The sequence below is a fragment of the Streptomyces blastmyceticus genome (genome assembly GCF_039521185.1).
Taxonomy (GTDB): domain Bacteria; phylum Actinomycetota; class Actinomycetes; order Streptomycetales; family Streptomycetaceae; genus Streptomyces; species Streptomyces blastmyceticus.
Map to the genome: position 1 here is coordinate 47624 of NZ_BAAABW010000042.1, position 24975 is coordinate 72598.

General features: G+C 70.7%; 26 protein-coding genes and 1 pseudogene. 8 read left to right on the plus strand and 19 right to left on the minus strand.

What is annotated here, in order from left to right; genetic code table 11:
* Positions 1-20: 20 nt before the first annotated feature.
* The 3 genes from ABD269_RS33800 to ABD269_RS33810 form a co-directional block, all read right to left on the minus strand.
* The gene (locus ABD269_RS33800) at positions 21-188 is read right to left on the minus strand and encodes a hypothetical protein (RefSeq protein ID WP_344124252.1); all 168 of its coding nucleotides are present in this window, start codon (positions 186-188) and stop codon (positions 21-23) included.
* A 350-nt stretch (positions 189-538) separates the two neighbouring features.
* On the minus strand, positions 539-1105 hold the full coding sequence (locus tag ABD269_RS33805; protein WP_344124254.1) for a hypothetical protein: 567 nt from the start codon (positions 1103-1105) through the stop codon (positions 539-541).
* Positions 1102-2382: an MFS transporter gene (locus ABD269_RS33810; protein ID WP_344124256.1), complete on the minus strand. Its 1281-nt coding sequence runs from the start codon at positions 2380-2382 to the stop codon at positions 1102-1104. Before ABD269_RS33810 ends, ABD269_RS33805 begins: the two co-directional genes overlap by 4 nt.
* 188 nt (positions 2383-2570) lie before the next feature.
* On the opposite strand from ABD269_RS33810, the gene ABD269_RS33815 reads away from it, so the two are divergent.
* The 3 genes from ABD269_RS33815 to ABD269_RS33825 all read left to right on the plus strand — a co-directional run bounded on the left by ABD269_RS33815 (position 2571) and on the right by ABD269_RS33825 (position 6405).
* Positions 2571-3611, plus strand: coding sequence for a 3-oxoacyl-ACP synthase III family protein (locus tag ABD269_RS33815; RefSeq protein ID WP_344124258.1), 1041 nt, complete (start codon positions 2571-2573; stop codon positions 3609-3611).
* 110 nt (positions 3612-3721) lie between these two features.
* Positions 3722-4537, plus strand: coding sequence for an AfsA-related hotdog domain-containing protein (locus tag ABD269_RS33820; RefSeq protein WP_344124260.1), 816 nt, complete (start codon positions 3722-3724; stop codon positions 4535-4537).
* Entirely contained in the window at positions 4534-6405 is a 1872-nt protein-coding gene (locus ABD269_RS33825; protein ID WP_344124262.1) for an acyl-CoA dehydrogenase family protein, read from the plus strand. The genes ABD269_RS33820 and ABD269_RS33825 overlap by 4 nt, the downstream gene beginning before the upstream one ends.
* A 51-nt stretch (positions 6406-6456) precedes the next feature.
* Here ABD269_RS33825 and ABD269_RS33830 read toward each other — a convergent pair whose 3' ends face one another.
* From ABD269_RS33830 to ABD269_RS33890, 13 genes are all read right to left on the minus strand, one after another.
* Positions 6457-7236 carry a HalD/BesD family halogenase gene (locus tag ABD269_RS33830; RefSeq protein ID WP_344124264.1) on the minus strand — a complete coding sequence of 260 codons (780 nt, stop codon included), beginning with the start codon at positions 7234-7236 and terminating at the stop codon, positions 6457-6459.
* Positions 7237-7303: 67 nt separating this feature from the next.
* Complete coding sequence (locus ABD269_RS33835; RefSeq protein WP_344124266.1) at positions 7304-8509, minus strand: MFS transporter; 1206 nt, start codon at positions 8507-8509, stop codon at positions 7304-7306.
* A gap of 43 nt (positions 8510-8552) precedes the next feature.
* Positions 8553-9800, minus strand: a complete 1248-nt coding sequence (locus ABD269_RS33840; RefSeq protein ID WP_344124268.1) for an ATP-grasp domain-containing protein — start codon at positions 9798-9800, stop codon at positions 8553-8555.
* Between the two features lie 44 nt (positions 9801-9844).
* The gene (locus ABD269_RS33845) at positions 9845-10855 is read right to left on the minus strand and encodes an isopenicillin N synthase family dioxygenase (protein ID WP_344124270.1); all 1011 of its coding nucleotides are present in this window, start codon (positions 10853-10855) and stop codon (positions 9845-9847) included.
* Between the two features lie 74 nt (positions 10856-10929).
* Positions 10930-11523, minus strand: a complete 594-nt coding sequence (gene folE, locus ABD269_RS33850; RefSeq protein WP_344124272.1) for a GTP cyclohydrolase I — start codon at positions 11521-11523, stop codon at positions 10930-10932.
* 3 nt (positions 11524-11526) lie between these two features.
* Positions 11527-12177: a 7-carboxy-7-deazaguanine synthase QueE gene (locus ABD269_RS33855; protein WP_344124445.1), complete on the minus strand. Its 651-nt coding sequence runs from the start codon at positions 12175-12177 to the stop codon at positions 11527-11529.
* 128 nt (positions 12178-12305) lie between these two features.
* The gene (locus tag ABD269_RS33860; RefSeq protein ID WP_344124274.1) at positions 12306-12671 is read right to left on the minus strand and encodes a 6-pyruvoyl trahydropterin synthase family protein; all 366 of its coding nucleotides are present in this window, start codon (positions 12669-12671) and stop codon (positions 12306-12308) included.
* Entirely contained in the window at positions 12668-13363 is a 696-nt protein-coding gene (locus ABD269_RS33865) for a 7-cyano-7-deazaguanine synthase (protein ID WP_344124276.1), read from the minus strand. The genes ABD269_RS33860 and ABD269_RS33865 overlap by 4 nt, the downstream gene beginning before the upstream one ends.
* Before the next feature lie 38 nt (positions 13364-13401).
* Entirely contained in the window at positions 13402-14640 is a 1239-nt protein-coding gene (locus ABD269_RS33870; protein ID WP_344124278.1) for an ATP-grasp domain-containing protein, read from the minus strand.
* 88 nt (positions 14641-14728) lie between these two features.
* Positions 14729-15955: an ATP-grasp domain-containing protein gene (locus tag ABD269_RS33875; RefSeq protein WP_344124280.1), complete on the minus strand. Its 1227-nt coding sequence runs from the start codon at positions 15953-15955 to the stop codon at positions 14729-14731.
* Entirely contained in the window at positions 15952-17280 is a 1329-nt protein-coding gene (locus ABD269_RS33880; RefSeq protein ID WP_344124282.1) for a Rieske 2Fe-2S domain-containing protein, read from the minus strand. The genes ABD269_RS33875 and ABD269_RS33880 overlap by 4 nt, the downstream gene beginning before the upstream one ends.
* A 68-nt stretch (positions 17281-17348) precedes the next feature.
* Positions 17349-17699, minus strand: coding sequence for a hypothetical protein (locus ABD269_RS33885; protein ID WP_344124284.1), 351 nt, complete (start codon positions 17697-17699; stop codon positions 17349-17351).
* A gap of 11 nt (positions 17700-17710) precedes the next feature.
* Complete coding sequence (locus ABD269_RS33890; protein WP_344124286.1) at positions 17711-17932, minus strand: hypothetical protein; 222 nt, start codon at positions 17930-17932, stop codon at positions 17711-17713.
* 305 nt (positions 17933-18237) lie between these two features.
* Here ABD269_RS33890 and ABD269_RS33895 point away from each other — a divergent pair, with 305 nt between their 5' ends.
* The 3 genes and pseudogenes from ABD269_RS33895 to ABD269_RS35495 form a co-directional block, all read left to right on the plus strand.
* Positions 18238-19215 carry a LuxR C-terminal-related transcriptional regulator gene (locus ABD269_RS33895; protein ID WP_344124288.1) on the plus strand — a complete coding sequence of 326 codons (978 nt, stop codon included), beginning with the start codon at positions 18238-18240 and terminating at the stop codon, positions 19213-19215.
* 30 nt (positions 19216-19245) lie between these two features.
* The gene (locus ABD269_RS33900; protein ID WP_344124290.1) at positions 19246-19497 is read left to right on the plus strand and encodes a serine hydrolase; all 252 of its coding nucleotides are present in this window, start codon (positions 19246-19248) and stop codon (positions 19495-19497) included.
* Positions 19494-19763, plus strand: a pseudogene (locus ABD269_RS35495) (serine hydrolase); the annotation flags it as partial. The gene ABD269_RS33900 and the pseudogene ABD269_RS35495, both read left to right, overlap by 4 nt.
* A 157-nt stretch (positions 19764-19920) precedes the next feature.
* Here ABD269_RS35495 and ABD269_RS33905 read toward each other — a convergent pair.
* Both ABD269_RS33905 and ABD269_RS33910 read right to left on the minus strand, forming a co-directional pair.
* Positions 19921-20793 carry an SAM-dependent methyltransferase gene (locus ABD269_RS33905; protein WP_344124292.1) on the minus strand — a complete coding sequence of 291 codons (873 nt, stop codon included), beginning with the start codon at positions 20791-20793 and terminating at the stop codon, positions 19921-19923.
* 152 nt (positions 20794-20945) lie between these two features.
* Entirely contained in the window at positions 20946-21302 is a 357-nt protein-coding gene (locus ABD269_RS33910) for a DUF805 domain-containing protein (RefSeq protein ID WP_344124294.1), read from the minus strand.
* A 617-nt stretch (positions 21303-21919) separates the two neighbouring features.
* Here ABD269_RS33910 and ABD269_RS33915 point away from each other — a divergent pair.
* Positions 21920-22993: a cytochrome P450 gene (locus ABD269_RS33915; RefSeq protein WP_344124296.1), complete on the plus strand. Its 1074-nt coding sequence runs from the start codon at positions 21920-21922 to the stop codon at positions 22991-22993.
* The gene (locus ABD269_RS33920; protein ID WP_344124298.1) at positions 22980-24176 is read left to right on the plus strand and encodes a cytochrome P450 family protein; all 1197 of its coding nucleotides are present in this window, start codon (positions 22980-22982) and stop codon (positions 24174-24176) included. The genes ABD269_RS33915 and ABD269_RS33920 overlap by 14 nt, the downstream gene beginning before the upstream one ends.
* Positions 24177-24211: 35 nt before the next feature.
* On the opposite strand, the gene ABD269_RS33925 is transcribed toward ABD269_RS33920, so the two are convergent.
* A complete protein-coding gene (locus ABD269_RS33925) occupies positions 24212-24943 on the minus strand; it encodes a thioesterase II family protein (protein WP_344124300.1) in 732 nt (243 codons plus the stop codon).
* Positions 24944-24975: the final 32 nt, after the last annotated feature.

Genomic DNA, 24975 nt, shown 5'->3' on the forward strand with positions numbered 1-24975 from the left:
ATTGATCGACCGGAATGCGATCATCCCCATTGCGAGTCGCCGGGTGCGGAGGGGACGCGGGCGGTGGTTGCCGCGTCAACCTTTCCCTGCGGCGACTGGGATCCGCTGCTCACGGAAACGGCGAGAACCGCCAGTACCGTCGCGGCAAGCGCGCCGAAAATTTTGCGGAATGCGGTCTTCTTCTTCATGTTCGTGTCCCCCCGTTTGATGTCCGGCCGACTTGCAGTGGCCCGTGACAGAAATCTTGCTCTCTGAATTTCCACCGAGAAAGGCAGAACCGGCAGCATGATCACGCAAAACAGAGACCTGAAGGATGGACAAAGATCGCCGAATGGGGACAAACGCTTACGATCGCGAGCCCGGGCCGACGGCACAGGTCAGCCAGATGGTGGGCTTGCCTGCGTGCGCAGAGCCGCCGGGAGCAGGGTCCCGGAGCACGGCCGTCGGCCCGGGTCCCGGGAGGCCGAGCCCAGCAGGATCAGGACCGACTCACCGGCACACTCCACACCCTCACCAACCCGAAGCAGCAGGGCTGACGTCATGAGGCCGGAGTGATGACCAGGGTGCCGGCGACACTGATGGACTTCAGTCCGGTGGGGCTGTTGCAGTCGGTGAGGTTGATCTTGGATCGGATCGGGTCGATGGCCATGGTCCAGGTGGCGCCCTTGTACCGGCCCTCGGTGATCCCGCCGTTGAGGGGGCTCTGGGCGCTGAGCAGGTCTCCGATGGGGCTCATGTTCCAGGTGTAGGTGCTGGTGGGCTGGTTGTCCTGGGCGTTCCAGGTGACGCTCTGCGGCGCGCCGGGTGTGTTCGTGTAGCTGCCGACGGTGCAGGTCACGTTGTTGCCGGTGCCCTCGGCCACGAAGTCGCCCATGGTCATGGCGGCATCACCGGTGCACTTGCGCAGCGCGCCGGTCGGGTCGCCGACCTTGGCCGTCACGCCGTTCTGCGGTGTGACGGTCAGGGCCGGGGCGAAGTTCATCGTCCAGGTGTTGTCGCAGGTGATGACCGTGGGTGCGCCCGCGGACGAGACGTCGTAGAGGGCGAGTGCCGTGAAGAGGGCGCCGGCCGCGACGACGACCGGGAGTCGCCAGGGACGTTTCATGTGTCTGCTCCTTCGGGGGCGTGGCGGGTGATCAGCAGTGCCCCGCCGCTGACCAGGAGCGCGGCGAGGGCATAGGCGGGGACAGCGGCCGAGGTGTGGAACCAGCCGGCTGCCCGGGTGGTCAGGAAGGCGGCGAGCGTGCTTCCCAGGAGACCGGCCAGTTGGTATCCGGTCGTGGTGCCGCTGAGCCTCAGGTGGCTCGGGAAGAGCCCGGCGACGATGGCCGCCTGAGGTGCGTACATCGCCGCGAAGGCCACCAGCGCGAGCAGGTACGCGACCACCAGGACCGGCAGCGAGGCGGCGCGGACCAGGGGAAGGAACCCGGCGGCCCACACCGCTGTGGCCACCGTGCCGGCCAGGCAGACGCGCCGTCGGCCGCAGCGGTCGGACAGGAGGCCGAAGAGCGGGATCAGCGCGATCAGAGCCAGTGGGCTGAGGACCGTGAGGGCCAACAGGGCGGTGAAGGGCACTCCCGCGACGTTGAGGAAGGTGAGGACGTAGCCGAACGAGAATGTGAACAGCGCGACGTCCGCGCCCACCGCCACGGCCGCGGCGGTCAGCAGCCTGCCCCGGTGGTCCTTCACCAGCTCGACGACCGGCCGCTCGCGGCGGGCGCCGGCCGAGGACAGCGCCCGGAAGACGGGGGTCTCCCCGATGCGCATGCGGGCCCACAGCCCCACCGCCACCAGCACCGCCGAGAACAGGAACGGCAGCCGCCAGCCCCAGGTCACGAACTGTTCGGACGTCATCGACGCCGATACGGCCGTCATCATCCCGAAGGCCAGCAGATTCCCCGCCGGTGCCCCGGTCTGGGCCCAACTGGAGATGCGCCCCCGGCGCTCCGGTGGGACGCATTCCAGGGAGACGACGGCCGCGGCTCCCCATGCGCCTCCGAGGCCGAGCCCCTGGAGCATCCGCAGCGCCACCAGCAGCAGCGGGGCGGCGAGCCCGATCCGGTCGTACGTGGGCAGTACGCCGATCAGGCCGGTGGAGGCGCCGGTGAGCACCAGGGTGGCCACCAGGGCCGGGCGTCTGCCGTGGCGGTCGCCGAGGTGGCCGCAGAGCACACCGCCGACCGGACGGGCCACGAGGCCGACCCCGTAGAGCCCCACGGACATGAGCGTGCCGGCGAAAGGCGTCAGGTAGGGGAAGAACCGGTGGTTGAAGACCAGCACGGAGGCGCTGACGTACAGGAAGAAGTCGTACCAGACCAATGTGGTGCCGATCAGGCTGACGATGACGGAGCGGTGGACATCGCCAGAGGCGTCGGAGCTCACATCGACCTCTCAGCATGCACGTTTCTTTATCGACAATTAGCCATGCTGTGTTCGGCCGCACACGTTCGCAACGCGAGAGCTCTGAAGGAGTGCCCGCCCCGGATGGCCGCATCCGGCAGGAGCCGGGTGGCGAGCACGGCGTGCTGCTGATCGACTCTTCGTGGCAGGCTGCCGAAGGGGAGTCAGACATGGAACACCGCATCGGAATTCTGGGGACGGGCGCGTTCCTTCCACCGGCGGTCCGCACGAACGCCGAGGTGGGAGCGAGCACCGGGATCAGCCCGGAGTGGATTGCCGAACGTACCGGCGTGCGGCGGCGGCACGTCGCGGGGCCGGGCCAGGCGACGTCGGACCTCGCCGCCGAAGCGGTCCGTGAGGCGCTCGACTGTGCCGGAATCGTCGCCGAGCAGCTGGACCTGCTGGTCCTGGCCACCTCCACGCCCGACGAACTGGGTCCCTCCACGGCGTGCCGGGTGCAGGCGACGCTGGGCGCGCGGAACGCCGTGGCCTTCGACGTCTCCGCGGCCTGCTCGGGCTGGCTCTTCGCCACGCGCGTCGCCCGCGACTGGCTCCTGGGCGACCCGGGCGCACGGTACGCCGCGGTCGTGGGCTGCGAGGTCTACTCGCCGTTCATCGACGCCACGGACCGCCCCACGGCCGTGCTGTTCGCCGATGGGGCGGCGGCCACCGTCATGGGTCCCGTATCCGCCGACGAGGGGTTCGGGGACATCACTCTCGGCTCCGACGGCCGCCGGGCCGGTGACGTCCTCATCCCGGCCGGCGGCAGCCGGCGGCCGGCCTCGGCCGCCACGCTCGCCGACGGGGGGCACCACATCGCCATGGACGGGCGCGCCGTCCGCGACTTCATCGTGGACATCGTTCCCAGGGCCGTGGTGACCGCCCTCGAACAGGCGGACCTGGCGCTGGGAGAGGTGGATGTGGTGGTCATGCACCAGCCGAACCCGGTCCTGCTGCGCGGCGTGGGAGAGTCCTTGGGTATCGATCCCGACCGACTGGTCGTGATCGGGGACCGGGTCGGGAACATCGGCGCGGGATCGCTGCCGTTCGGTCTCGCCCACGCCGCGGCCGAGGGCCGGATCAAGGCGGGTGACCGGGTGCTGCTGGTCGGGTTCGGTGCCGGACTCACCTGGGGCAGCACGGTCCTGACGTGGAGCGGCACCGCCCGGCCCGCACGCAGCCCGCTCCTCGCGGCCGCGTACGGCCCCTGACCCGCCCCGGCGGTGCGGATGCGCTCGGCGCGCAAGGGCCACCGTTCGCCTTCCCCTTTTCCGTACGCGAGCCACTGCCGTGGGCCTCGCGCCTGCTTCAGGAGAACACCATGGCCACACCTCGGATCCTGTGGGTGGTAGGGGAATCCTTCGCCCGCGCCGCCGTCCACCCCCAGGTCGTCACCGCACGGGAACTGCGCGACCGGCTCGCGCGGCACACTCCGGAGCCCGGCGCCCGGCCCACCGTGGTGCCGGGCCTGGGCATCGACGAGAACACCTGGGCCGACCTGTGCGAGAGCCTGGCCGAGGCCGACGCCCGTCCCGCGGACACCCACCGTCCCCCGAGACCCGTCCCGCGCCATCGCGTGCTCAAACACGCCCAGGACAACGTCCTCATCGGGGACGCCCGGGCCGCCGACGGCCGTTTCGGCGCCCGCCTGACCGTTCCCAACGAAACCGAGATGATCCGTGACCACACCGCCGATCAGCAGCACGTCCCCGGCATGCTGCTGATCGAGGCATGTACACAGCTCATCACCTGGGCCGTCGCGGAACTCGTCACGCCCCCTGTCGGCCATGGTGACCGCTATGCCGTGATGCACGCTCTGGAGACGGACTTCGAGAGGTTCGTCTTCCCGCTGCCCGCCGAACTCGACGGCACCTTGCGGGTCACCGGACCTCCGGAGGACCATCGCGTCCCGCTGGCAGCCGAGGTGACGATCCGTCAGAGCGGTCGTGTCTGCGTCAGCTGCCGAGTGCGCCTGCACGCTTTCGACCCCGCGCACATCTTCGCGATCGAACACGCCCAGGCCCTGCGCACCCTGGAGCGCTCGGCGCACCCGGCCGAGGAGGCCGGGACCGCCGATCCCGTCCCGCCCGGGCCGCCGATTCTCGTCTCCCCGGGGGCTCAGGAAGCCGCTCCGTGACGGACCCCGCCCCGGAGCCGGCCGGACCGGCCTCGATGCGGCACCTGCTGCACGGCGACCGGCTGCGTCATCTGACCCGTCTCGACCGGCTGCTCGACCTGCCCTGCTTCGACCGCGGCCCCCTGACCGGCCCGGCCGAGGCCCGGCACGAGCAGACGTACAGCAGGCTGCGTGCGCTCGGGCTCGACGCAGGCGGAAGCCTCGCGCTGCACCGCGACCGGTCCCGGCTGCTCACCGCTCTCGAATGGGCCGCGACGGTCGATCCCGGACTCTTCCTCACGGCGCTGGTCCACTTCTCCGTCGTCACCTGCACCCTGGCCGAGCTCGGACGGCCCGGCGAGGGCCTCGCGCCCCTCGTCGAGGACCTCGACGCCATGGACGCCGTCGGCGGCATCCTCATCACCGAGCTCGGCAACGGCAGCAGCCACCTCGGTCCGGCGACCGAGGCCCGCTACCACCACGCCGGCCGTACCTTCACCCTCCACACCCCAGACCCCGAGGCGGCCAAGTTCATGGCGCCGGGCGGCTCGCCCGGGCGGTCCAGGATCGCCGTGGTCTACGCCAAACTGCTCGTCGACGACCGCGAGCACGGCGTCTTCCCGTTCGCGGTCCGCCTGCGGCACGGCGCCACCACGGCTCCCGGTGTCCGCATCACACCGCTTCCGCCCACTTCGCTCGTCCCGCTCGACTACGCCGTCATCAGCTTCGACGGCACCCCGGTCCCGTACGACGGCTGGCTGCGCGACAGTGCGGACATCACCGATGACGGACGCTTCGAGGACCCTCTCGACGGCAGCGGCCACCGGTTGGTCCGCTCCCTGCTGGCCTCCGCCCACGCCTCGGTCGGCGCGGCCACCGGCCAGGCCGCGGCCGCCCGGGCCGCCGTCGCCATCGCACTGCGCTACTCCGGCGGGCGCACCACCATGGGACGGCTCGCGCCCAGGCTGCCGGTCCTGGAATACCGCACCCAGCAGGAGGACCTCTACAGCGCCCTCGCCCGTGCCTACGCCGCGACCTTCCTGGTCAACGAGGAGCGCGAGCGCTTTGTGCGAGGGGTGCACAGCAGGCCGCCGGCCGCCGGCGGCACCCCGCCCACCTGGGCACCCTGGAGCGCGGCCCACCGCGATCTCGCCCTGGCGAAGGCATGGACCTCCCGCACTCTGGAACAGGTCGCCGCCGTGTGCCGGCAACGCTGCGGCGCGCAGGGCGTGTTGTCGATGAACCGCATCACCGACTACGAGGACCTCGCGCGGATCTTCCACGCGGCCGCGGGCGACACCCTGCTGATCCATCTCGACGCCGGCAAATCACTGCTGGCCGAACCCCCGCCGCCGACAGCGGAGCTGCCGGCCGGTCCCCTCGACGTGGCCGACCCGCACACCGCCATCCGCCTCGCCCGCCTTCGCGAAAGCCGGCTCCACACGGATCTGGCACGGCGGCTCGACGAGGCCACGGGCGCCGGCAGCGGCCTTCGCCATCAGGAGCCGGACGAGTTCGCCGTGTGGAACCCCCTGCTCCCCGGCCTGGTCGACCTTGCCGTCGCCCATACCAAGCGGGTGGTTCTCGAACGGTTCCAACGCCAGGCCGACGCCCTGACGGGCTCCCCGGACCGGCCCGCCCTGGCCACCCTGCACCACCTCCTGAGCCTGGACAGCATCGAGGAGGATCTCGGCTGGCACCTCGAGCACGCCGACCTGACTCCCGAGGAGGGGCGACTCGTCCACAGCGCCCGTCCCCGCGCGCTCGCCGGTGTCCACACCCATCTGCCGGCCCTGCTCAACACTCTCGCGCTGCCGCCCGCACGCCTCGGCGCTCCGATCGGACAGCCGGACTGGCTCGGGGCCGTCCTGGACTCAGCCCAGCACTGACCCTGTCCCCCAGGCTTCATCGACCCGGACGCGGGCGGCGCACCACCGCGGTCAGGCCCGGTCCAGCGACCGCGCCGCGTCGACCTCGGGGTTGTCCCACCAGCGGTCGTCCCCGATCAGTTCCTTGCCCAGGTCGCGCTCGCCCGCCCAGGTCACCACCAGCATGGTGCGCACGGCGCCGTCCTCCGTCAGCGGGACCGTCCGGTGCATCGAGGTGTCGCTGCGCAGCAGATAGAGGTCGCCCGTGGTCAGGCCGTGGGTGTCGATCTGCCGCTCGCACAGGGTCTCGTTGATGCGGGGGTCGCTCTTGTTCCAGTGTGTGTGCGGCACCGTCTGGACCATGCCGCCGCACGCGACGGGTGGCATGCGCAGGGCCCAGTTCAGCGCGAAGCTGTAGTCGTCCCAGTGCCACCCGTGGGTGTCCGACGCGAATTCCTGATGGGTTATCAGATACCGTTCGTCGTCGGACACATCCGTCATGATCGGCTCGCGGGTGATGCCCTCCAGGAACGTACGCAGGACCCGGGAGCCGGCGACGGCGCGGATGAGCTCGCTGCGTCCCACTTCCTCGCTCCTGACCACGCTCAGGTTGCGCGGCGTGCTCCCGGTCGTGCCGAGCACCAGGTCCCGGCGTTCCCGGTGCTCCTGCAGCAGCCGGTCGGCCTCCACGCGCACCGCGGTCACCAGTGCGTCCGGTACGAGTCGCATGTGCTCGTCGAACTTCACGAATCCTGTGCGGTGGAACTGGTCCGCGAGTTGCTCGACCCGCTCCGGTGTGTAGTTCTCGGCCAGGAATCGGCCCAGCACCTCGTCGATCGTGAGAACGTCCATGGCGAATCCTTCTCCTTGGCTGAAGTTGACCGAATGGGATAAAGGGCGCGGCCACCGCGACCGACAGTCACCGCGACCGGGCGCTCCACCCGGTCACCGCGGCCAGGACGGCCACCGCCGGCACCACCGCGAGCGCGGTACCGCTCCCCCTCGCGACCGCGAGGTGGGCGAAGAGCGCGGCGCCCACCGCGCCGCCGGCCTGGTTGAGGCTGCTCAGCCAGGCCATGGTCTCGGTGACCCTCCCCCGGGGCGCGAGATCTCCCGCGACCGTGTAGAGGGCGGCGAAGGTGGACCCGACCACCACCCCCGCCACCGGGCAGAGCAGGAGCACCACCAGCGGCGAGAACCCGGTGGCCAGGGCCAGTACGCCCACCCCCGCCGCGAACACACACAGCAGCGCCGAGATCCTGGGCCCGCGCGGCAGCAGGGAGGGGGCCGCGCCCAGGGCGAGACTGCCCAGGATGCTGCCCACCGACATGACCCCCAGATACAGACCCGCGTACGCGGCGGCGTGCTGGGCCTGCGCGTAGACCGGCAGCACCACGTCCACACCCGTGATCGCGACGACGAACAGGCCGTGCGCGGCCAGCAGTCGTCGCAGCGGTGCCGACGCCAGCGGCCCGAGCCAGTGCCCGGAGACGGCCGTGCGCGGTGCGACGGGAAAGACGATCAGCAGGCTCACCGCGCCGGTCGTCAGCGCCGCGATGACCACGCACGGCGCGGCGGGCCAGACCGCCACACTGAGCCAGCTCGCGAGTACGGGGCCGGTGATCAGGGCTATGTTGGTCATGGCGGTGTCCAGGGCCATCGCCGTGGGCAGCGCCCGGGCGTCGACGGCGGTGAACCACACCGAGCGCATCATGATGCCGACCGGAGGGGACGAGGCCCCCAGCGCCGCCGCGAGCACCAGGATCACGACGACCGGCCCCCGGCCGGACACCTCCACGACGAGGAGGACGAAGGCTGCCAGATACCCGGCCAGGCAGCCCGGCAGCACCTTGCGGGGGGAATACCGGTCGACGAGCCGGCCACGGAAGGGGGCGGTGGCCCCCTCGCCGATTGCCAGGGCGCTCAGGGCCAACCCCGCTGTGCCGTACGAGAAATGATGGCCGATCAGGAATAGCAGGCTCAACGGCACCATGCTGGCCGGAAGCTTCGCCGCCATGCCGACCGCCGCGATCCGCCAGAAGCCGGGCACGGCGATCAGTTCGCGGTAGCGGGCGAACATTCCGCTCGGCGCGGCGTCGGTTGCCACAGCGGGCTCGGCAGACATGCTCTCGCTTCCTGGTCGGGGTGACGGTGCGGGCAGGGTCGGGTCAGTGCTGCGGGTCCGGTGTGATCTCCAGCGTGACCGCCGCCCTGATCTCGGCGAGCGCGCGTACGACGCCCTGCTGGTCGGGGGCGGAGACCCAGGCGCCGACCGGGATGGTCTTCGTCTCGTGGGTGACCGGGACGTGGTCCCCCGGCTCGTAGGAGACGAGCACCTTGTCGACCGCGGGGTGCTCCCGCACCTTGTCGATCCCGTGCACCGCGACCAGGGTGCCGGGGGCGTCGTCGTTGCGGATGGCGATCGCCCCGAACAGCGCACGGCTGCCCAGCGGCTTGTCCATGATCTCCGGGCGCCGTCCCAGGTAGCACTCCAGGGCGTCGTGGAACGGGCGGATGTCCGTGTACTCCACCCACTGGTCGGTCGCGGGGCCGCCGGGGAGCCGGGCACCCACCTCGATCAGGTACACGCCGTCGGAGGCGACCTTCACCTCGGTGTGGCTGGGCCCGCGCCGCACGCCGAAGGCGGTGAGCACCTGGGCGACGTGCTCCGCCACCCGCTCCCAGTCGGGGTCCTCGGGGGTGGCCTGCACGTTGTCCCAGAGCGGGAAGTCGTAGTCCCGGGAGTCGGGCTGCCGGTACTCCCACATGTCGATGACGCGGTGGTCGCCGTCGCTGCTGAAGCAGTTGACCGCGAACTCCCGGCCCCTGATGTACTGCTCGACCAGCCACTCCTTCGGCGAGCCGAACAGGGCGTTGTCGTCGTCGATCGTGACGTTCTCCGCCGCCCGGGCGTCGCTGATCAGCGTGACGCCGTTGGCGCCGGCGTCCATGGTCGGCTTGACGATGGCCGGGTACCCGACCTCCGCGGCCGCCGCCGGGACCTGGGAGAAGTCGTGCACCAGGCGGAAGGCCGGGATGCGGACCCCGGCCTCGGCCGCGTGGGCCCGCATCGCGGCCTTGTTGCGCCGCGCCCAGGCGAGCGAGGCCTCGTTGCCCGGCAGGCCGAGCTCGTGCGCGATGGCATCGGCCAGGTGCACCGCGGACTCGAAGGCGGGGACGACGGCCCGGAACACGTAACCGGTGCCGCGGAGGGCGGCCAGCGCCCCGGCGGCGTCGGGCGCGTACAGCGAGACGTCGTCGCCGTCCGTGTGGTCCGGCCAGCGGGCCTTCAGCTCCTGGGGGTCCAGGGTGTAGACGGCGACGACGGCCAGTCCCATGTCCAGGGCGGCCTTCTTGTAGCCCGCCCCGTTCTTCAGCGGGTCGAGCAGAACAACGGCGGGCTCGGTCTCGTTCAACGGTGTCCCTCCTCGGGGAGTCGGCTCGCGGTGGTCCGCGGGCGTCATGCGGACGGGGTCAGCAGGTCGGGGTGGTGTGCCGCGATGACCTCGGGGAAGGCCCGCAGCATCCCCTTCATGACGTTCTCGCCGTAGCCGGCGAAGAGCGGGTTGGCGGGGTCGTGTGCCACCCCGTCGGCCGCGTTCACATACGGACTCGGCAGAGGCTGCATCGCCGCCTCCAGCCGGGGGTTGTAGAAGAACGGCGCGGAGTAGCGGTCGACACCGGGGGCCGACCGCCGCACGCGGTGGGTGGTGGCGCTGAGGTATCCGCGGGTCGCCACCTCCAGGAGCTCACCGAGGTTCACCACGAACGCGCCCGGCACCACGGGGACGTCCACGAACCGGCCTTCGCCCACGTCGACCTGGAGGCCTCCGGTGTCGTCCTGGAGCAGCAGGGTGAGCAGGCCGTAGTCCTTGTGGACGCCCACTCCCTGGCCCTCGTCGGTGCCCTCGGCGGTCGCCGGGCCGGGGTAGTGGAGGAGTTTGAAGTGGACGTGGGGGCTCGGTGCGACCACCTCGTCCAGGAAGTCGGCCGGGGTCTCAAGCGCCTCCAGGATGAGGCGGAGCAGCCGGTGCGAGACCTCGGTGAGCCGGTTCATCCACTCCAGTACGGCGGGGCGCAGGTCCGGCAGTGCGGACGGCCACTGGTTGGGGCCGGCCAGCCACCGGTAGTCGGGCTCGTCCGGGCCGGGGCGTGCGGCGGGGTATTCCGGGCCGACGTCCAGCTGGCGGCGGTGGTCCGGCATGCCTTGCGTGTACTCGCGGCCCACCTCCGAATAGCCGCGGAAGTAGGGGGATTTGAGGATGCTGAGCTCGGCCCGCTCCTGCTCGGGCAGGGCGAAGAACTCGCGGGCGAGGGCGAGCAGTTCCCCGCCGCCCTCGACTCCGTGACCCACGAGCTGGAAGAAGCCGATGTCGTGGACGGCGGTGCGCAGGGTGTCGAGGAAGTCGGCGCGGGATTCCGCGCTGCGGTCGGCGTCCCGCAGGTCGAGCACAGGAAAGATCTCTGACATGGTGTGTTCCTTGGTCGGGTGATGGGTTCGCGGAACGCGCCGCCCGGACTCCGCGGCACCGGGCCGCCGCTGGCTCAGACGCCCCGCACGAGGGCGAACAGCTCCGACCGCGCGGTGCTCTCCTTCGCGAAGGCCCCGTGGAACGAGGTCGACGTCATCCGCGCACTGGTCCTGATCCCGCGCATCGTCATGCACAGGTGCTCGCCCTGGCCGATGACGGCGACGTCCTGCGCGCCGGTGATCCGCATGATGTCCGACGCGATGTCCGACACCAGTCGCTCCTGGACCTGCAGCTTGTGGGCGTGCCGGTGGGCGATGCGGGCGAACTTCGACAGCCCGAGCAGCTGCTCCGCCGACTGGTAGGCGATGGTCAGCGAACAGTTGAAGGGAAGGAGGTGGTGTTCGCACAGCGACCACACCTCGATGCCCGAGACCAGCACCAGCTGTCCCGCGGACGTCGTCTCGAAGAGCGTCTCGATCGTGCCCGGGTCGTAGTTGGTGAACTCCCGCCACCAGCGGGCGTAGCGCGCCGGGGTGTCCTTGAGCCCGTCGCGGGTCACATCCTCCCCGATCTCCACGAGCAGGCGGCGCGCCAGATCCTCCAGGGGATCCGCGTCGGTTCCCTCGACGATGTCCCGCAGCTGGACGTCGATCTCCGTATTGAGCATCGCTCAGACACCCCTCTTGTGTCCCCAGACCAGGGTGTGCAGCCTGGTCGTGATGTTCCAACCTCGGTCGATGACCTCGGATACGAGTTGTTGCATGTGCTTGTCGATCTCTTCGGTGCTCTGTCCCTCCGGCATGATCCAGACGGATTCGATGCCGTGTTCCTCCACCAGTGCGGCGACCTCGTCGAGGTCGGCGGTGTCGCGGCAGACGAACTTGAAGGTGCTGGAGGGGAGCCGGGCCATGGCGCGCAGTGCCTTCGGCACGATGCGGCGCCCGGCCGGGTCTCCCGCGTGCGAGAGCTTCGGGGAGACGTTGAAGCGGACGTCGGCCTCGATCAGTCGCTCGTCGGGCGCTCTGGTGCCGTTGGTCTCGATCTCGATCTCGACGCCGCGACCGTTGAGCTCGGCTACCAGCGGGACGAGCCGCTGCTGCTGGTTCAGGGGCTCTCCGCCCGAGATCACCACCATGCCGACGCCGAAGGCGAGCAGTTCCGCGGCGACCGCGCCGACCGGCATGCGGCGCAGCTCGGTCTTGGGGTCGAACGCGATCCCCGTATCGCTCTCGCCGGCCCAGTCCCAGGTGTACGGGGTGTCGCACCAGCGGCAGGAGAGGTTGCAGCCGCCCAGCCGGACGAACGCGCAACGGCGGCCGATCGATCTGCCTTCACCCTGGAAGGCCGCTAGGTGGGGCCGAAGATCTCATTGACCACGAGTTCCGGTTCCACAGGGCACCACCTCTTTTCCATCTCGGGACGCGGTGTTCCCACGTCGCAGGGGGTTGGTCAGGGCCGGTACTCGGCCCAGGTCTTCGGTGTCTCGGACACGCGCACGGCCGTGAGTTCGGGGTAGACCGTGTGCCACTGCTCGTAGATCCACACCGCGAGGTTCTCGGCCGACGGGTTCTGTTCCTTGACCACGTCGTTGAGGTGCCGGTGGTCGAGCCACTCGTCGATCCAGCCCTTGATGCCCGAGAGCTCTCCGTAGTCGCGGACGAAACCGGGGGCGGTGAGCCGGTCGCGCTCGGCGCTCAGCTCCACCTCCACCACGTAGTTGTGGCCGTGCATGCGCCCGCACTGGTGCCCGTCGGGCAGCCCGTCCAGCTGGTGGCTCGCGGAGAAGGCGAACTGCTTGGTGATGCGCAGGGTCATGACCTGTCCTCCTGAGGAGTCGTCGTCTGATAGCCCGTCGGGTCCTCGACCCCGGCTTCGTGGAAGGCTTCCTGCCGCTCCCAGCAGGGCGCGCAGCGTCCGCAGTGGGTCTCCTCGCCGCGGAAGCAGGTCCATGTGCTGGTCCACGGCACTCCGAGCTTCTCGCCCAGCAGGACCACACCGCTCTTCGCCATCCCCGACAGGGGAGCCAGGAGGGCGAGGTCGGGGTGGGCGTACCCCTTGGTCGCGAGCCGCTCCATCGCGATGAAGGACTCCAGGAACTCGGGTGTGCTGTCGGGTACGGAGGCGACATCGCCCGCGATGGAGCCGATCGCGACCGCCTCGGCCTTCTCCACGACGGCGATCGCGAAGGCGACGGCCAGCAGCAGGGCGTTGCGGTTCGGGACGATGTTCGGGCTCTCGCCGTAGCCGTTCCAGGTCTGTTCGGGGACGTCGACCGTGGGGTCGGTCAGGGACGAGCCACGGAACATGGCGCCCACCGCCCGCAGGTCGGCGACCTGGTGCACCGCGCCGAGCCGGTCGGCCGCGGCCGCCGCGAAGGTGTGTTCCTTGCGGTGGCGCTGGCCGTAGTCGACCGACAGCAGGTGCACCTCGTTCCCCTGCTGCGCCAGGTGGTGGGCCATGGTCACGGAGTCCATTCCCCCGGAAACAATGGCGATGATCTTTGGCATGGTTCTCCTTGCTCGGTCCGTGTGCTCGGCGGTGGCCGTCAGGACAGTGGGGTGCCGTGGACGGTCACCGCGGCGGCAGCCTCGTCCAGCGCCGCCGTACAGCTCTTCTCCGTGCCGCCCACCGCGATGACGAACGCGTACCGTGAGCGGACGGGGTCCTGGGGCGGCAGCCGGAGCTCCTTGCCCGGCTCCGCGAGGATCTTCACCTCGTGCGTCCCGGCCGGCAGCCGGCCGGTGTCCACCTCGACGGACTCGCAGGTCAGGTCCTCGTCGGGGTAGAGGAAGCGGATCCCGGCGACCTCCGAGCGCGTGGCGTGGAGGTCCGGGACCGCGCCGACCGCCAGATCGGCCGCGACCAGACCGATGTCCACACCGGTGGCGAGCCCTCCCAGGTAGGGGATCCGGTCCCCGCCGACCCGGGCGTTGATCTCCACGACGCGCGGCCCGGTGACGGTCAGCCGCAGTTCGGTATGGGTGACCGTGTCGGTGAGCCCGACCGCGCTGTGCGCGTCCTGAAGGACTTTCAGCAACGTGGCGTCGTGCAGCAGCGACTCGTCGGCCCGTACGAGGTGGCCGGTCTCCTCGAAGCCGGGGGCGTACCCGAGCGACTTGTGGGCCACGAACAGCGCGGTGACGTGCCCGTCACGGCACACGGCCTCCACACTGATCTCCGGCCCGTCGAGGAACTCCTCGACCAGGATCGGGCGCTCGTACGTGGGGACCTCGTCGAACCAGATCCTGCCCGCCTCGTGGAAGGCTTGCTCCAGTTCCTCCGGGCCGGCCACGAACGTCACACCACAACTGGCGGACAGCGCACGTGGCTTGACGACCACCGGGTACCCGATGCGCGCGGCCGCGACCCGGGCCTCCTCGAGCCCTGCGACGGCGACCGACTCGGCCTGCGGCACCCCGGCGCGCTTCAGTGCCTCCCGGCCGGTGAACTTGTCCCGGCAGGCGTGGACGGCCTCGGGCGGGCTGGTGCGCAGCCCCAGCGCGGTGGCCAGCCCGGCGGCGGCCTCCACCCGTGTCTCCTCGTAGGTCAGCACCCCGGCGAAGTCACGGGACGTGGTCCGGGCGAGTGCGGTCATTGCCCCGACGTCGAGTGTGTCCACCACAGCGAAGTCGTCGATGTAGGGAAATTCCCAGGTCGGAGGGGACGGGCAGAACAGGTGCAGTCGGTACTTCGCCGCCATGGACCGGAGCATGTACTCGCGCCACATCTGCCCGCCGCTGCCGACCAGCAGCAGGACCGGCCGTTCGGCGTCATGCGTTGTCATACGTTTTCTGTCGCTTCCCACTCGCGCCGGCACTGCTGTTTCTTTTCTCGCGGTTTCTTTTCTCGCGATCCGCGGTACGGGGAGGTGTTCACGGCTCCACGTCTCCGGCCGGCTCGATGTCCACGGCGAAGCGGGCGACGGCTTCCTTCGCGCGGCGCAGGGCGGTGTCCGCGTCGGGGCCGGTGGCGAGTGCGTCGCCGTGCCGGTCGTCGGAGCTGCGGACGGGGGGAATCACATCGCCCGCCGACGCCGTGAGGAAGGCGCTCTCCACGCCTTCACAGGCCTGGGCCTCCGCCAGCCCGCCGACGGCCGTCACCCGGCCCTGCGGGGGCGTGAAGAACCAGATGGCCGCGGCGCCCGCCGACGGCCGGGGCGTCATGTCCACCGGCTTCCCGGCCAGCCAGGAGAGGTGCAGCTGGTGGATGTCGAAGCCCGCGGCGAGCCGGACGAGTTCCACGATCGCGTCGCCGCCCGGGCGGGTGTGGGTCTCGATGAGGCGGGGCCCCTTGGCGGTGAGGACGATCTCGGTGTGGCCCGGGCCCTCCTCCACGCCGAGGGCGGTCAAGACGGCGTTCACCTCACCGGCGATCGCGGCGCGCTCCTCGGCGGTGATCCGGGCGGGCACCACGTGACCGATCTCGACGAAGTTGTCGGTCGTGAACTTCTCGGTGACGGCGAGGAGATGGTGCTCACCACCCGTGCTGTGGGTCTCGACGCTGAACTCCCTGCCCACCAGAAACTCCTCGACCACCCACGGCTCCGTACCGCCGCCGACGGGGTCCAACTTCTCCGCGGCGGCGTCGAGACCCGGCGGGCCGGAGACGATGTGGATGTCCCTGCTCGCGCTCCCCCGGGCGGGCTTGAGGATCAGCGGGTACCCGTTAGCCGCGGCGAACTCCCGCAGGTCGTGCGGGGTGCGCACCTCGGCGGAGGCGACCTGGCCCACCGACTTCTCGCGCAGGATCTCCCGCATGAGCGCCTTGTCGTTGACGGCCGAGACCGTCCGCACCGCGTTCGCGTGGAGACCGAGCTCGTGGTTGATCTGCGCGACGGCCTGGAGGTACTGATCGCCCACCGTCACCGCCACGTCGAACGGGACCACCGCGTGCAGGGCGATCGCGGCCCGGACGGCCAGCTCGGGCGTGAAGTCGGGCAACAGGACCGCGGAGTCGACCAGTTCGCGGTGCCGCCCGGTCAGCGCCTCCTTCGGCCCCGCGTAGACGATGTGCAGGCCGGCGTCCCGCGCCGCCTCCAGGGCCTCTGTCCGCCGCCCTCCGACGAACAGCACACTCTTGACAACGGATTTCCGGATCACTGGGTCTCCTCGGCCATCGACGTGTCCGCGATGCCCGCGATCTCCTCGTACTGCCTCTGGAGGTGTTCCGGGCGCCCCGCCTGGACGGACAGGAACCCGCCGATCCCGAACAGTCCGCTGGCCTTGCGGGCGGCGAACTTCTCCTCGAAGACGGCGCGGGGCATGCCCTCCGTGTAGAAGGACTTGCTGTGGATCGGCAGCTGGATCTTCACATTGGCCTCGGGGTCGCGGACCGTGCCCGGCGGGTCCTCGCCCTTCGCGACCTGCTCGATCGCCTCGAAATACTTGCGCCGCAGGAGGGTGATCCCGGCGTCGCTGCGCCCCAGGTGCTCAACACTTCTGTCCGTGACGGGCCCCTGGCTGGTCCAGGCGGCGAAGTCCTGGTTGAGGGTGTGCGACATGACGGTCTCGCCGGTCTCCGGATCGGTGAACGGGCCGTACCAGAAGGGGATCGTGTCCGACTCCCGATCCCCCAGGTCCACATCGTCCGGGAGCACGGAGTACTGCCAGGTGATGTTGAGGGTGCGCTGGTCGTCCATCGGCACACGGAACTCGATGGTGCTGCCGGAGACGAGCGTGTACGGCCACATGCAGAGGATGCCGCCGTCGGCCACGTTGCTCGTGCGGGCGTACACACCCTCCGGGGCGTTGACGGTGTCGATCTCCCGGCCGTTGATCCAGCCGTGCTCGAACTCCAGGAAGTCGATGGCCAGATGCCGGGCGACGTACTTGGGGTCGTCGGGGGCGCTGCGCGCGGCGTTGCCGTTGGAGTGCAGCCACTCGAAGTGAACGGGATCCATGCCGTTCTCATGGCACTGGAACCAGTTGCACGGGAGCTCGGTCATGATGATCTCGACGAAGCCGTGCCCCCAGCTGAAGGGCTCGAAGTCGGGCAGCAGCGGTGCGGGGTCCGGGCCCAGGTAGGCCCAGATCAGGCCGCCGAGCGTGGCGGTGGGATAGGAGGCCACCCGCACCTTGTCGCGGAATCCCCCGGCCGGCCCGGCCTCCTCGAACGGCTGGTGGGCGCAGCGGCCGTCGGAGTCGAAGGCCCATCCGTGGTAGGCGCAGCGCATCAGGTCGCCGTCGACCCAGCCGATGCCGAGGTCGGCGCTGCGGTGCGGGCAGTACCGGGAGATCAGGCCGTGGTCTCCGTCCGGCTTGCGGAACAGTACGAGGTCCTCGCCCAGCAGCTTGACGGTCTTGACCCTCCGCTCGCGCAGCTCCATGGCCGGGGCGACCGGGTGCCAGTATCTGCGCAGCAGTTCACCCATGGGCGTACCGGGGCCCACTTCGGTGAGGGTGCGGTTCTTTTCCGCCGAGAGCATGTCGGTCCCTTCGTCTTGCAGTGAATGTGGTCGCCTGCGCGGCACGGCGGGCGGGGCGGTCTCTCCGGTCAGGGGCCTTCGGGTGCCGGAGGGGGTGGGGTCGCCCGGAGCCCGGCCGGTGTCCGGTCCGGTGGGCGCGGACCGCCGCTGGCGACGGCGACACTCCAGCCGCGCAGCAGGGGGGAGGTGGCCAGCGCGCGGTGGCAGATGCCGAGTGCGGCGGCCACGGCGGCGTGTTCCGGCAGCGCCGCGGTGAAGATCCCCAGACGGAAGTGGCCGGGGACCGATCTGGTGCTGATGTGTTCGAGGCGGTCCTCGGCGTCGGCCGCGGCCCACATCGCGGCGGCGACCTGTGCTCCGTCAAGAACCTGACGGGCTCGGTCTTCGGCGGCGGTCAGGGTGATGACGGTCAGTTGCATCGCGTGGCACGTCAGTCCCAGATGAAGCCGGCCGGAACCGCACAGGCGACCGGGGTGTTGCCGACAGCGGGCGGGAGATCCCGCGCGGGGGCGGTCCGTACGGGCCCGCCGGCGGAGCCTGTGCCTGCCGCGCCGACGGGCCCGCCGGGGGTCCGGGCGCCGGTACCGGTGGCACCCGCCGGGGCGGGCGGGACCGAGACGGCGGTACAGGGGATGCGGGTGGGCACAGCCATGGGAACGCCTTCTCTGATCGGTTTCGGTTCGCCGGCCGGGTCTTCCCGAGCCACGGTCCGTTCCGGCTCTTCCGCGCCGTCCCGGTGATCACCATCTTGCTGAGCGGCACTACCGGAAGGAACGGCTCCATCGGGGGCGGAAGCGTCCAGGCCGCTTTGTGACAGGACGCCGGGGCCACGGAACCGCCCCCGCCGTTCGCCCGTCGGCCCGTGCCCGGCCTGGATCAACGCACGTTGACCCGATGTTGACCGCGACCGCGCAGACTGTCCCGCACGAGGAAATGGCCACCTCGAAAGGGGAATGTATGTTCACGACACTCGGCCTGGCGGCGGCGGACGAGGAGGTCTACCGGGAGATGCTGGAGTCTCCCGGGCGGGGGGTCGACGAGATCGCCGCCCGCCTGGCGACCTGCCCCGACCGGGTCCGCTCCTGTCTGGACAAGCTGTTCGAGCTCCGGCTGATCCAGGAGTCCTTCGAGGCGCCCGGCCGCTTCTTCGCGGTGGAACCGGCCATGGGGTTCCAGCAGTTGCTGGCCCGTCAGTACGAGGAGCTGATGGAGCGTCAGCGTCAGATCGCGGAGAGCCACGGCTCGTTCATCCGCATGCTCGCCGGGACCGGGCCGCGCCCTTCCGAGGGCGGGAGCGTCGAGCGCCTGGAGGGCATGGACGCGGTGCAGCGCCGGCTGCAGGAGCTGGCCCGCGACGCCGTCCACGAAGCCCTGACGTTCATGCCCGACGGCCCGCAGTCGGCGGCCGCCCTCGACGCGGCCCGGCGCAACGACGCCCGTGCCCTGGAGCGCGGCGTCACCATCCGCACGATCGGGCTGCACAGGGTGCGCGAGGACGCCGCGACCCGGGAGTACGCGCGCCGGCTGAACGACCGGGGCGGCGAGTTCCGCACCGCGGCCAGCCTCCCGCCGAGGATGATCCTGGTCGATCGCGCCGTCGCCCTGGTGCCCATCGACGCGGCCGACACCCGCAAGGGGGCGCTGTGCCTGTCGGATCCGGGCCTGGTCGCCCTGCTGGTCGCCCTGTTCGAGCAGACCTGGTCACTGTCCACCCCGCTGGACGCCGAGCGGCAGCTCCTGGGCGAGCCCTTGGCCGAACCGGAGCGCGCCCTCCTCTCCTTCATGGCCCAGGGCCACACCGACGAGTCCGCCGCCGGCCAGCTCCACGTCTCACCCCGCACGGCCCGCCGGATGATGGCCTCGATCATGGAACGCCTGGGCGCCCGCAGCCGCTTCGAGGCCGGCCTGAAGGCCGCTCAGCTCGGGTGGATCTGACGCCGCTGGGCGGCCGCGCTGCAGCGCGTCGTGGACTCGGGGGCGCCGGGGGCGTTCGCGGTGATCCGGGATCACGGCAACCCCGGGCTGGGCCGGTCGCCGGCCGTCGGCAAGGCCGACCTCGACGGCACGCCCATGAACGCCGACTGGCGGTTCCGGGTGGGCAGCAACACCAAGATGTTCACCTCGGTCCTCGTGATGCGCCTCGTCGAGCGGGGACGCATCGACCTGGACAAGCCCCTGCGTGACTACCTGCCGCAGGGGACGCTCCCGGAGAGGTGAAGCACGGTCCGCAGTACACCCCGGGGGCCGCGTACTCGTGCTCCAACACCGACTACGTGCTGATGGGTCTGGCCGCCGAGCACCTCACGGGGCGCCCGTACGCCGATCTGCCGCGTGAGCAGATCTTCAAACCGCTGAAGCTGCGTCAGACCTCCTTCACCGTGCCCGAGAAGGGCATCGGCGGCCGGCACGTCACCGGCTGTCTGACCAATGACGACCGCAGCAAGCCGCTGCTGGACTCGACCGAGCAGACCGCGTCCTGGATCTGGAGCGCGCCGCACCGCGCAACTCGCTCACCGGCAACTGCAACGGCAGCCGCTGAGTCCCCGCCGTCGAGGACTCACGCATCTGACGGTCGGCGGGTCACGCGAGCCGGGCTGTCACCGCATCACGCGGTGGCGGCCCGGCTCGCGTTCCTCGGGATCACGGTCGGTGGGCGAAGGCGAACGCGGCACCGGTCATGGAGGAGGCGGGGTCCAGCGGGCGTCCGTAGCCCTCGGCGGCCTCCACGGCGGGTACGTCCCGTGTCTCCCAGCCCAGGGCGGCCAGGCGCACTCCCGGTGCGGGCCGCCGGTCGGTGTGGAGCATGCTGCCGATGTCGGCGTCCATGTGCCGGGCGTGGTCCCCGACCGCGTAGGCGTCCAGGACCTCCTGCACGTCACTGATGTACTCCACCGCCAGCCGGCTGCCGGGGGCGGAGAGCCGGTGGATCTCCTGGAACAGGTCGTCCTCGGCCTTGGGCGGGAGGTAGGGCAGGAGGCCCTCGGCGAGCCAGGCGGTCGGGCGCGAGCGGTCGAAGCCCGCCTCTCCCAGCGCCGCCGCCCAGTCGTGCCGCAGATCCACGGGCACCGGCCGGTGGTCGCACACGGTGGTGGCGCCGTACTTCCGCAGGACGCGCATCTTGAAGTCCAGCACCTGCGGCTGGTCGATCTCGTAGGCGACGGTGTTCTCCGGCCAGGGCAGCCGGAACGGCCGGGTGTCGAGACCCGACGCCAGCAGGACGATCTGTGTGACGCCGGCGTCGACGGCCCGCTGGAAGAAGTCGTCGAAGGCACGGGTGCGCACGGCGAGGTAGCCGGTCATCGCCGACCAGTCTTCCTCCCCCTCCCTGGCCATCGCCTCGGCCACGGTCGCCGGCAGGGGTGCCGGAGGCCGGGCCTCCTCGAGGAAACGAGCCGCGTACGGGTCCTTCGCCAGGGCGTCGGGCCGGACGGTCTCGATGGCTCTGCCGACTGCCACCGCCAGGGCTGTGATGCCTATCCCCGAGACGATGTCCCACTCTTGTTCCGTGCTCACGAGCGCCTCCCCACGATCGGGCTGCCGGCTTCCCCGTGCAGCGACCACGGGACGACAGCCGTTGAAACGTCGACCATGCTAGTCCCGCCCGGACGCCCGGGCCGAGGCCAGTGATCGCGATCGTGTCGACGCCCGCCACAACGTGCGCGAGGTCAGTGAGCCGGAACCTCCTGCGGGTTCGGACCGTAGGCGTTGTCGTGCGGCTTGCCCGCGCCGGCCCAGAAGACCAGCAGGACGATCGCGCCCACGATCGGGATCAGGGCGATGAGCAGCCACCAGCCCGTCCGGTCGGTGTCGTGCAGGCGGCGGACGCCGACGGCGAGGCTGGGGAGGAGAACGGCGAGGCTGTACAGCGCTCCGAGGAGAGGGCTCGTACCGAGCGCGGCGTCGACGACGGCCAGCACGATGCTGATCAGGAAACTGATCAGGGTGAACATCCAGAATTCCGGGCGGTCCGCCCGCCCGCTGAACATCGTGTATTTCTTGAGCACATCCACATACCAGTGCACCTGCGCCCCCAACAACCACAGCGGGCCCCGTCCTCGTGGATGGGGCCTCAAGCCGAAAGTAGGCGGCCCGAGGGGGGCGGTCAACCGTTGTCCGGAGGCGGCCGACGGGCGCCCGGGGCGTACGTCCGGCCTCCGGCGCACGGCGGCATGCGTTCCCTTGACGGACTATCGCATTCCGGTGGACGAATGGCGGCTCCGCACGACTCCCTCGCGGGAATAGTGCCTATATATACGGACAACACATCCCGTGGAGCTGCCCAAGGAGCATTGACAGCGTCCGGCACAGGCCGCTTCACTCCACCTCAACAGCCGGGCGTGGCAATTCCCCACCTCCCAAGTGGAGAACAATTGCCTTTCCCGGAGCGCCGATTGGCGCGATCGCCACCACGAAAGGAGGTGTATGGCCATGTCGAAGTTTCTCACCGCCATACGCAGCACAGGAAACCCGATCTGCCGCGACATTCCGTTCTTCAAGAAGAGCGAGCCCAGCCTGAAGCAGAGCGCCTGGTACATCTGGTACTAGGCCCAGCCGGTTTCCGCACCGGGCCCGCACGCGGCAGAGCCGATCGGCCTCCTGCCCGTGCGGGCCCTCCGCATCCTCCCCGGAGCCCGCATTCATGCCACCCGCAATACAGCACCCGGCCGCCCGCCGGACCACCGTATTCGCCCCCCGTCTCCAAGCCCTTTTCGACGACCATCTCGGCAAGGACCTGGTCCGGCTGGAGCCCGACACGATCGGCATAGCCGGAGCGGAGCTGTCGGACCGGATCCTCGCCGCCCGCAAGGCGACGGAGACCGAGCGGCCCACGTTCAAGCCCCTGCACGGGCGGTCGATCCCCAAGTCCGAGGCATCCGCGGGAATCCGGACGATCGGCCAGGACATCCGCGAAGCCCTCACGCATCCGATTCCGGAGTGGACCGACCTGTCGGGGCCGTGGCCGCTCACCGGGCACATGTTCCTGCGGGACATGGTCCTGCGCGACGACCCGTACCGGCTCCGCATCCTCATGAGCCGCAAACTGGAGATCGACCCGAAGCTGACCTGGACGACCATCACCGTCGGGGCGGCCCTGCCCGGCCGGCCGGCGCCGGGTCCGCACCTTACCCACACAGCGAACCTCTTCGCCGGGGCGGAGGGCTATCACGACCGCCGGTACGCGATGGGCATGTACCGCCGTCTGGCGGCGCCGGTGTGCTTCACCATTTCCGCCCTCGTAGCCAACGCCCTGTGGCTCGGCTCCCCCTTCGACGAAGGCGTACCGAACCGCAACCTCCTCCATGAGGCCCTGCGGCTGCTGCCCCCGTCGTGGAATCTGCTGCGCAATCGCTCGCCCGAGTACCCGGCGGTCGACGGCCGGATCGGGCCCGGTGACGACGTGCTGATGCTGCCGCTGCTCACCCACCGCGACCCCGCCCTGTGGGACGCGCCGGACGAGTTCCGGCCCGGGCGCTGGGACACGCTCGACCCGGACAACACCCCCGGGTACATGCCCTTCGGCCACGTGTCCGAACGCTGCTGGGGGCGGCACATGGTCATGCCGCTCGCCGAACTGCTCCTGGAGCACGTGCGCCGGACCGGCCTGGTCGTCGCCCCCGGGCAGCGTACGGCCGAGGTGCCCCTCCTCGGGCTGCTCGGTGTGAAGAAGATCCATGTAGGGCCGAAGAGCAAGGTGCGCCATGCCCGGGATTGAGACCCTGTCCCCGTCGTACTTCGACCGGGCGCACGCCGTCCACCACCTGTGGCGCGAGGAGGGCGGCGTCCGCCACGTCCGCTACCCCGGCCCGGCGGCGATCGAAGGGTGGGTCGTCACCCGCTACGACGACGCCCGGGAGCTGCTGGCCGATCCGCGGCTGTCCAAGCAGGACGCGGTATGGAAGTTCGGGCAGCACGTCGGGCTCACCGAAGGGCCCGGCGGTGCGCTGTTCACGCACATGCTCAACTCCGATCCCCCGGAGCACACACGGCTGCGCAAGCTCGTGCAGAAGGCGTTCACCGCCCGGCGCGCGGCGGCGCTGCGCCCGATGATCGAGGCCCACGTGACCGCGCTGCTGGACGCGTGGGGGGACAGCGAAGAGGCGGATCTGATAAGCGAGTTCGCGCTGCCCCTGCCGGTGGCGGTCGTCTTCGACCTGTTCGGCGTCACCGACGCGGACCACGAGGTGCTGCACGTGCGGGGCAACACGCTCGGCGGGGGTCAGGGGGACGGCGAGGTGTCGGTGTTCACCGCCGAGAACATGCTCGCCTACCTCAAGGCGTTGATCGTCCTCAAGCGCGAGGCCCCCGACGACGGGATGCTCTCGGCCCTGATAACGGCCCGGGACGCGGGCGACGCGCTGAGCGAGGACGAGATCACCTCCATGGCCTTCCTCCTGGTCGTGGCGGGGCATCAGACGACGGTCAACCTCATCGCCAACGGCGTCCACACCCTCCTCACCCACCCCGGCCAACTCGCCATCCTGCGCGCCGACCTGTCGCTGATGCCCGGGGCGGTCGAGGAGATCCTGCGGTACGAGTCGCCGTCGAGCCTGGCGTCCCTGCGCTACACCACCGAGCCCGTCACGGTGGGCGAAGTGACGATCCCCGAGGGCGAGTTCGTACAGATCTGCCCGCTCGGCGCCAACCGCGACCCGGCCGTGTTCGACGACCCGGACCGGTTCGACATCCGCCGCGAGACCGCCGCGAAGCACATCGCCTTCGGGCACGGCATCCATCACTGCCTCGGTGCGCCCCTCGCGCGGTTGCAGGCCGAGATCGCGTTCACCGGTCTCCTCCGGCGGTTCCCGGACCTGCGGCTCGCCGAGGGGCACGAGGTGCGGTGGCAGCCCAACCCCAGGCACCGCGGACTGCTCGCCCTGCCGCTACGGCTGCGGTAGCCGTCCCGCTCGGCACGCGGAGCCGCGCAAACCGCTCAGGGGTGTGCGGCGAGCAGCACACGGGCGACGGGGGCGATGGAGTGGAGGAGGTAGTCGTGGCCTCCGGGGAAGCTGTGGCTGATCAGCGGGTGGCGGCTCATGGCCGCCCATCGGCCGGCCGAGGACGGCGGGATGACGCGGTCGTCGCGCGCGGTCAGCACGGTGACGGGGTAGTCCAGGGGGCGGGGCCGGGACCCGTACCGGTAGGCGTCGATGAGGGAGAGGGCGTACCGGGCCGATCGCAGGGCCTCGTGATGCATCCGGTCCTCCTCGGGCAGGGGGATGCCGATGTCCCGCGCGAGGCCGACGATGGTCTCGGCGGTCATCGTCCCGACGCCCAGGTCGATCTCGGAGTACTGCGGCGGCGAGAAGGCGGCGGAGGCGTAGAGCGCGACGGCCGGCTGGCGCAGTTCCTGGAGCCGCCAGGCGAGTTCGTAGCCGATCAAGGCGCCGAAGCTGTGGCCGAGGACGACCAGCGGTTGCGGTACGTGTCTCGTCACCTGCTCGGCGAGCGCCTCGGCCGTGCCCGTGACACTCGCGTCCGCGGCCGTCCCCCCGTAGTGGCCGGCCAGGACGCGGAAGCGCCGGGCCAGGTGACGGGGCCACAGCGCGAAGTCCATGGCGCTGCCCCCGGCCCCGGGCAGCAGCAGGAGCGCCGTCTGCGCGGAGGCCGCCGCACCGGCGGCCGGATCCAGGTCCCACAGCGAACCGTCGTCCAGAGCTCTCATGCCGGCCTCCTGCTCCTTGTCGCCCTACCGTC

Bases quoted from the DNA above. Each gene is read 5' to 3' on its own strand.
- ABD269_RS33820 (WP_344124260.1), top strand. From the start codon at position 3,722: ATGGCCACACCTCGGATCCTGTGGGTGGTAGGGGAATCCTTCGCCCGC.
- ABD269_RS33915 (WP_344124296.1), top strand. From the start codon at position 21,920: ATGCCACCCGCAATACAGCACCCGGCCGCCCGCCGGACCACCGTATTC.
- folE (WP_344124272.1), bottom strand. From the start codon at position 11,523: ATGCTCAATACGGAGATCGACGTCCAGCTGCGGGACATCGTCGAGGGA.
- ABD269_RS33925 (WP_344124300.1), bottom strand. From the start codon at position 24,943: ATGAGAGCTCTGGACGACGGTTCGCTGTGGGACCTGGATCCGGCCGCC.
- ABD269_RS33865 (WP_344124276.1), bottom strand. From the start codon at position 13,363: ATGCCAAAGATCATCGCCATTGTTTCCGGGGGAATGGACTCCGTGACC.
- ABD269_RS33880 (WP_344124282.1), bottom strand. From the start codon at position 17,280: ATGCTCTCGGCGGAAAAGAACCGCACCCTCACCGAAGTGGGCCCCGGT.
- ABD269_RS33830 (WP_344124264.1), bottom strand. From the start codon at position 7,236: ATGGACGTTCTCACGATCGACGAGGTGCTGGGCCGATTCCTGGCCGAG.
- ABD269_RS33885 (WP_344124284.1), bottom strand. From the start codon at position 17,699: ATGCAACTGACCGTCATCACCCTGACCGCCGCCGAAGACCGAGCCCGT.
- ABD269_RS33890 (WP_344124286.1), bottom strand. From the start codon at position 17,932: ATGGCTGTGCCCACCCGCATCCCCTGTACCGCCGTCTCGGTCCCGCCC.
- ABD269_RS33860 (WP_344124274.1), bottom strand. From the start codon at position 12,671: ATGACCCTGCGCATCACCAAGCAGTTCGCCTTCTCCGCGAGCCACCAG.
- ABD269_RS33870 (WP_344124278.1), bottom strand. From the start codon at position 14,640: ATGACAACGCATGACGCCGAACGGCCGGTCCTGCTGCTGGTCGGCAGC.
- ABD269_RS33815 (WP_344124258.1), top strand. From the start codon at position 2,571: ATGGAACACCGCATCGGAATTCTGGGGACGGGCGCGTTCCTTCCACCG.
- ABD269_RS33920 (WP_344124298.1), top strand. From the start codon at position 22,980: ATGCCCGGGATTGAGACCCTGTCCCCGTCGTACTTCGACCGGGCGCAC.
- ABD269_RS33805 (WP_344124254.1), bottom strand. From the start codon at position 1,105: ATGAAACGTCCCTGGCGACTCCCGGTCGTCGTCGCGGCCGGCGCCCTC.
- ABD269_RS33835 (WP_344124266.1), bottom strand. From the start codon at position 8,509: ATGTCTGCCGAGCCCGCTGTGGCAACCGACGCCGCGCCGAGCGGAATG.
- ABD269_RS33845 (WP_344124270.1), bottom strand. From the start codon at position 10,855: ATGTCAGAGATCTTTCCTGTGCTCGACCTGCGGGACGCCGACCGCAGC.
- ABD269_RS33895 (WP_344124288.1), top strand. From the start codon at position 18,238: ATGTTCACGACACTCGGCCTGGCGGCGGCGGACGAGGAGGTCTACCGG.
- ABD269_RS33800 (WP_344124252.1), bottom strand. From the start codon at position 188: ATGAAGAAGAAGACCGCATTCCGCAAAATTTTCGGCGCGCTTGCCGCG.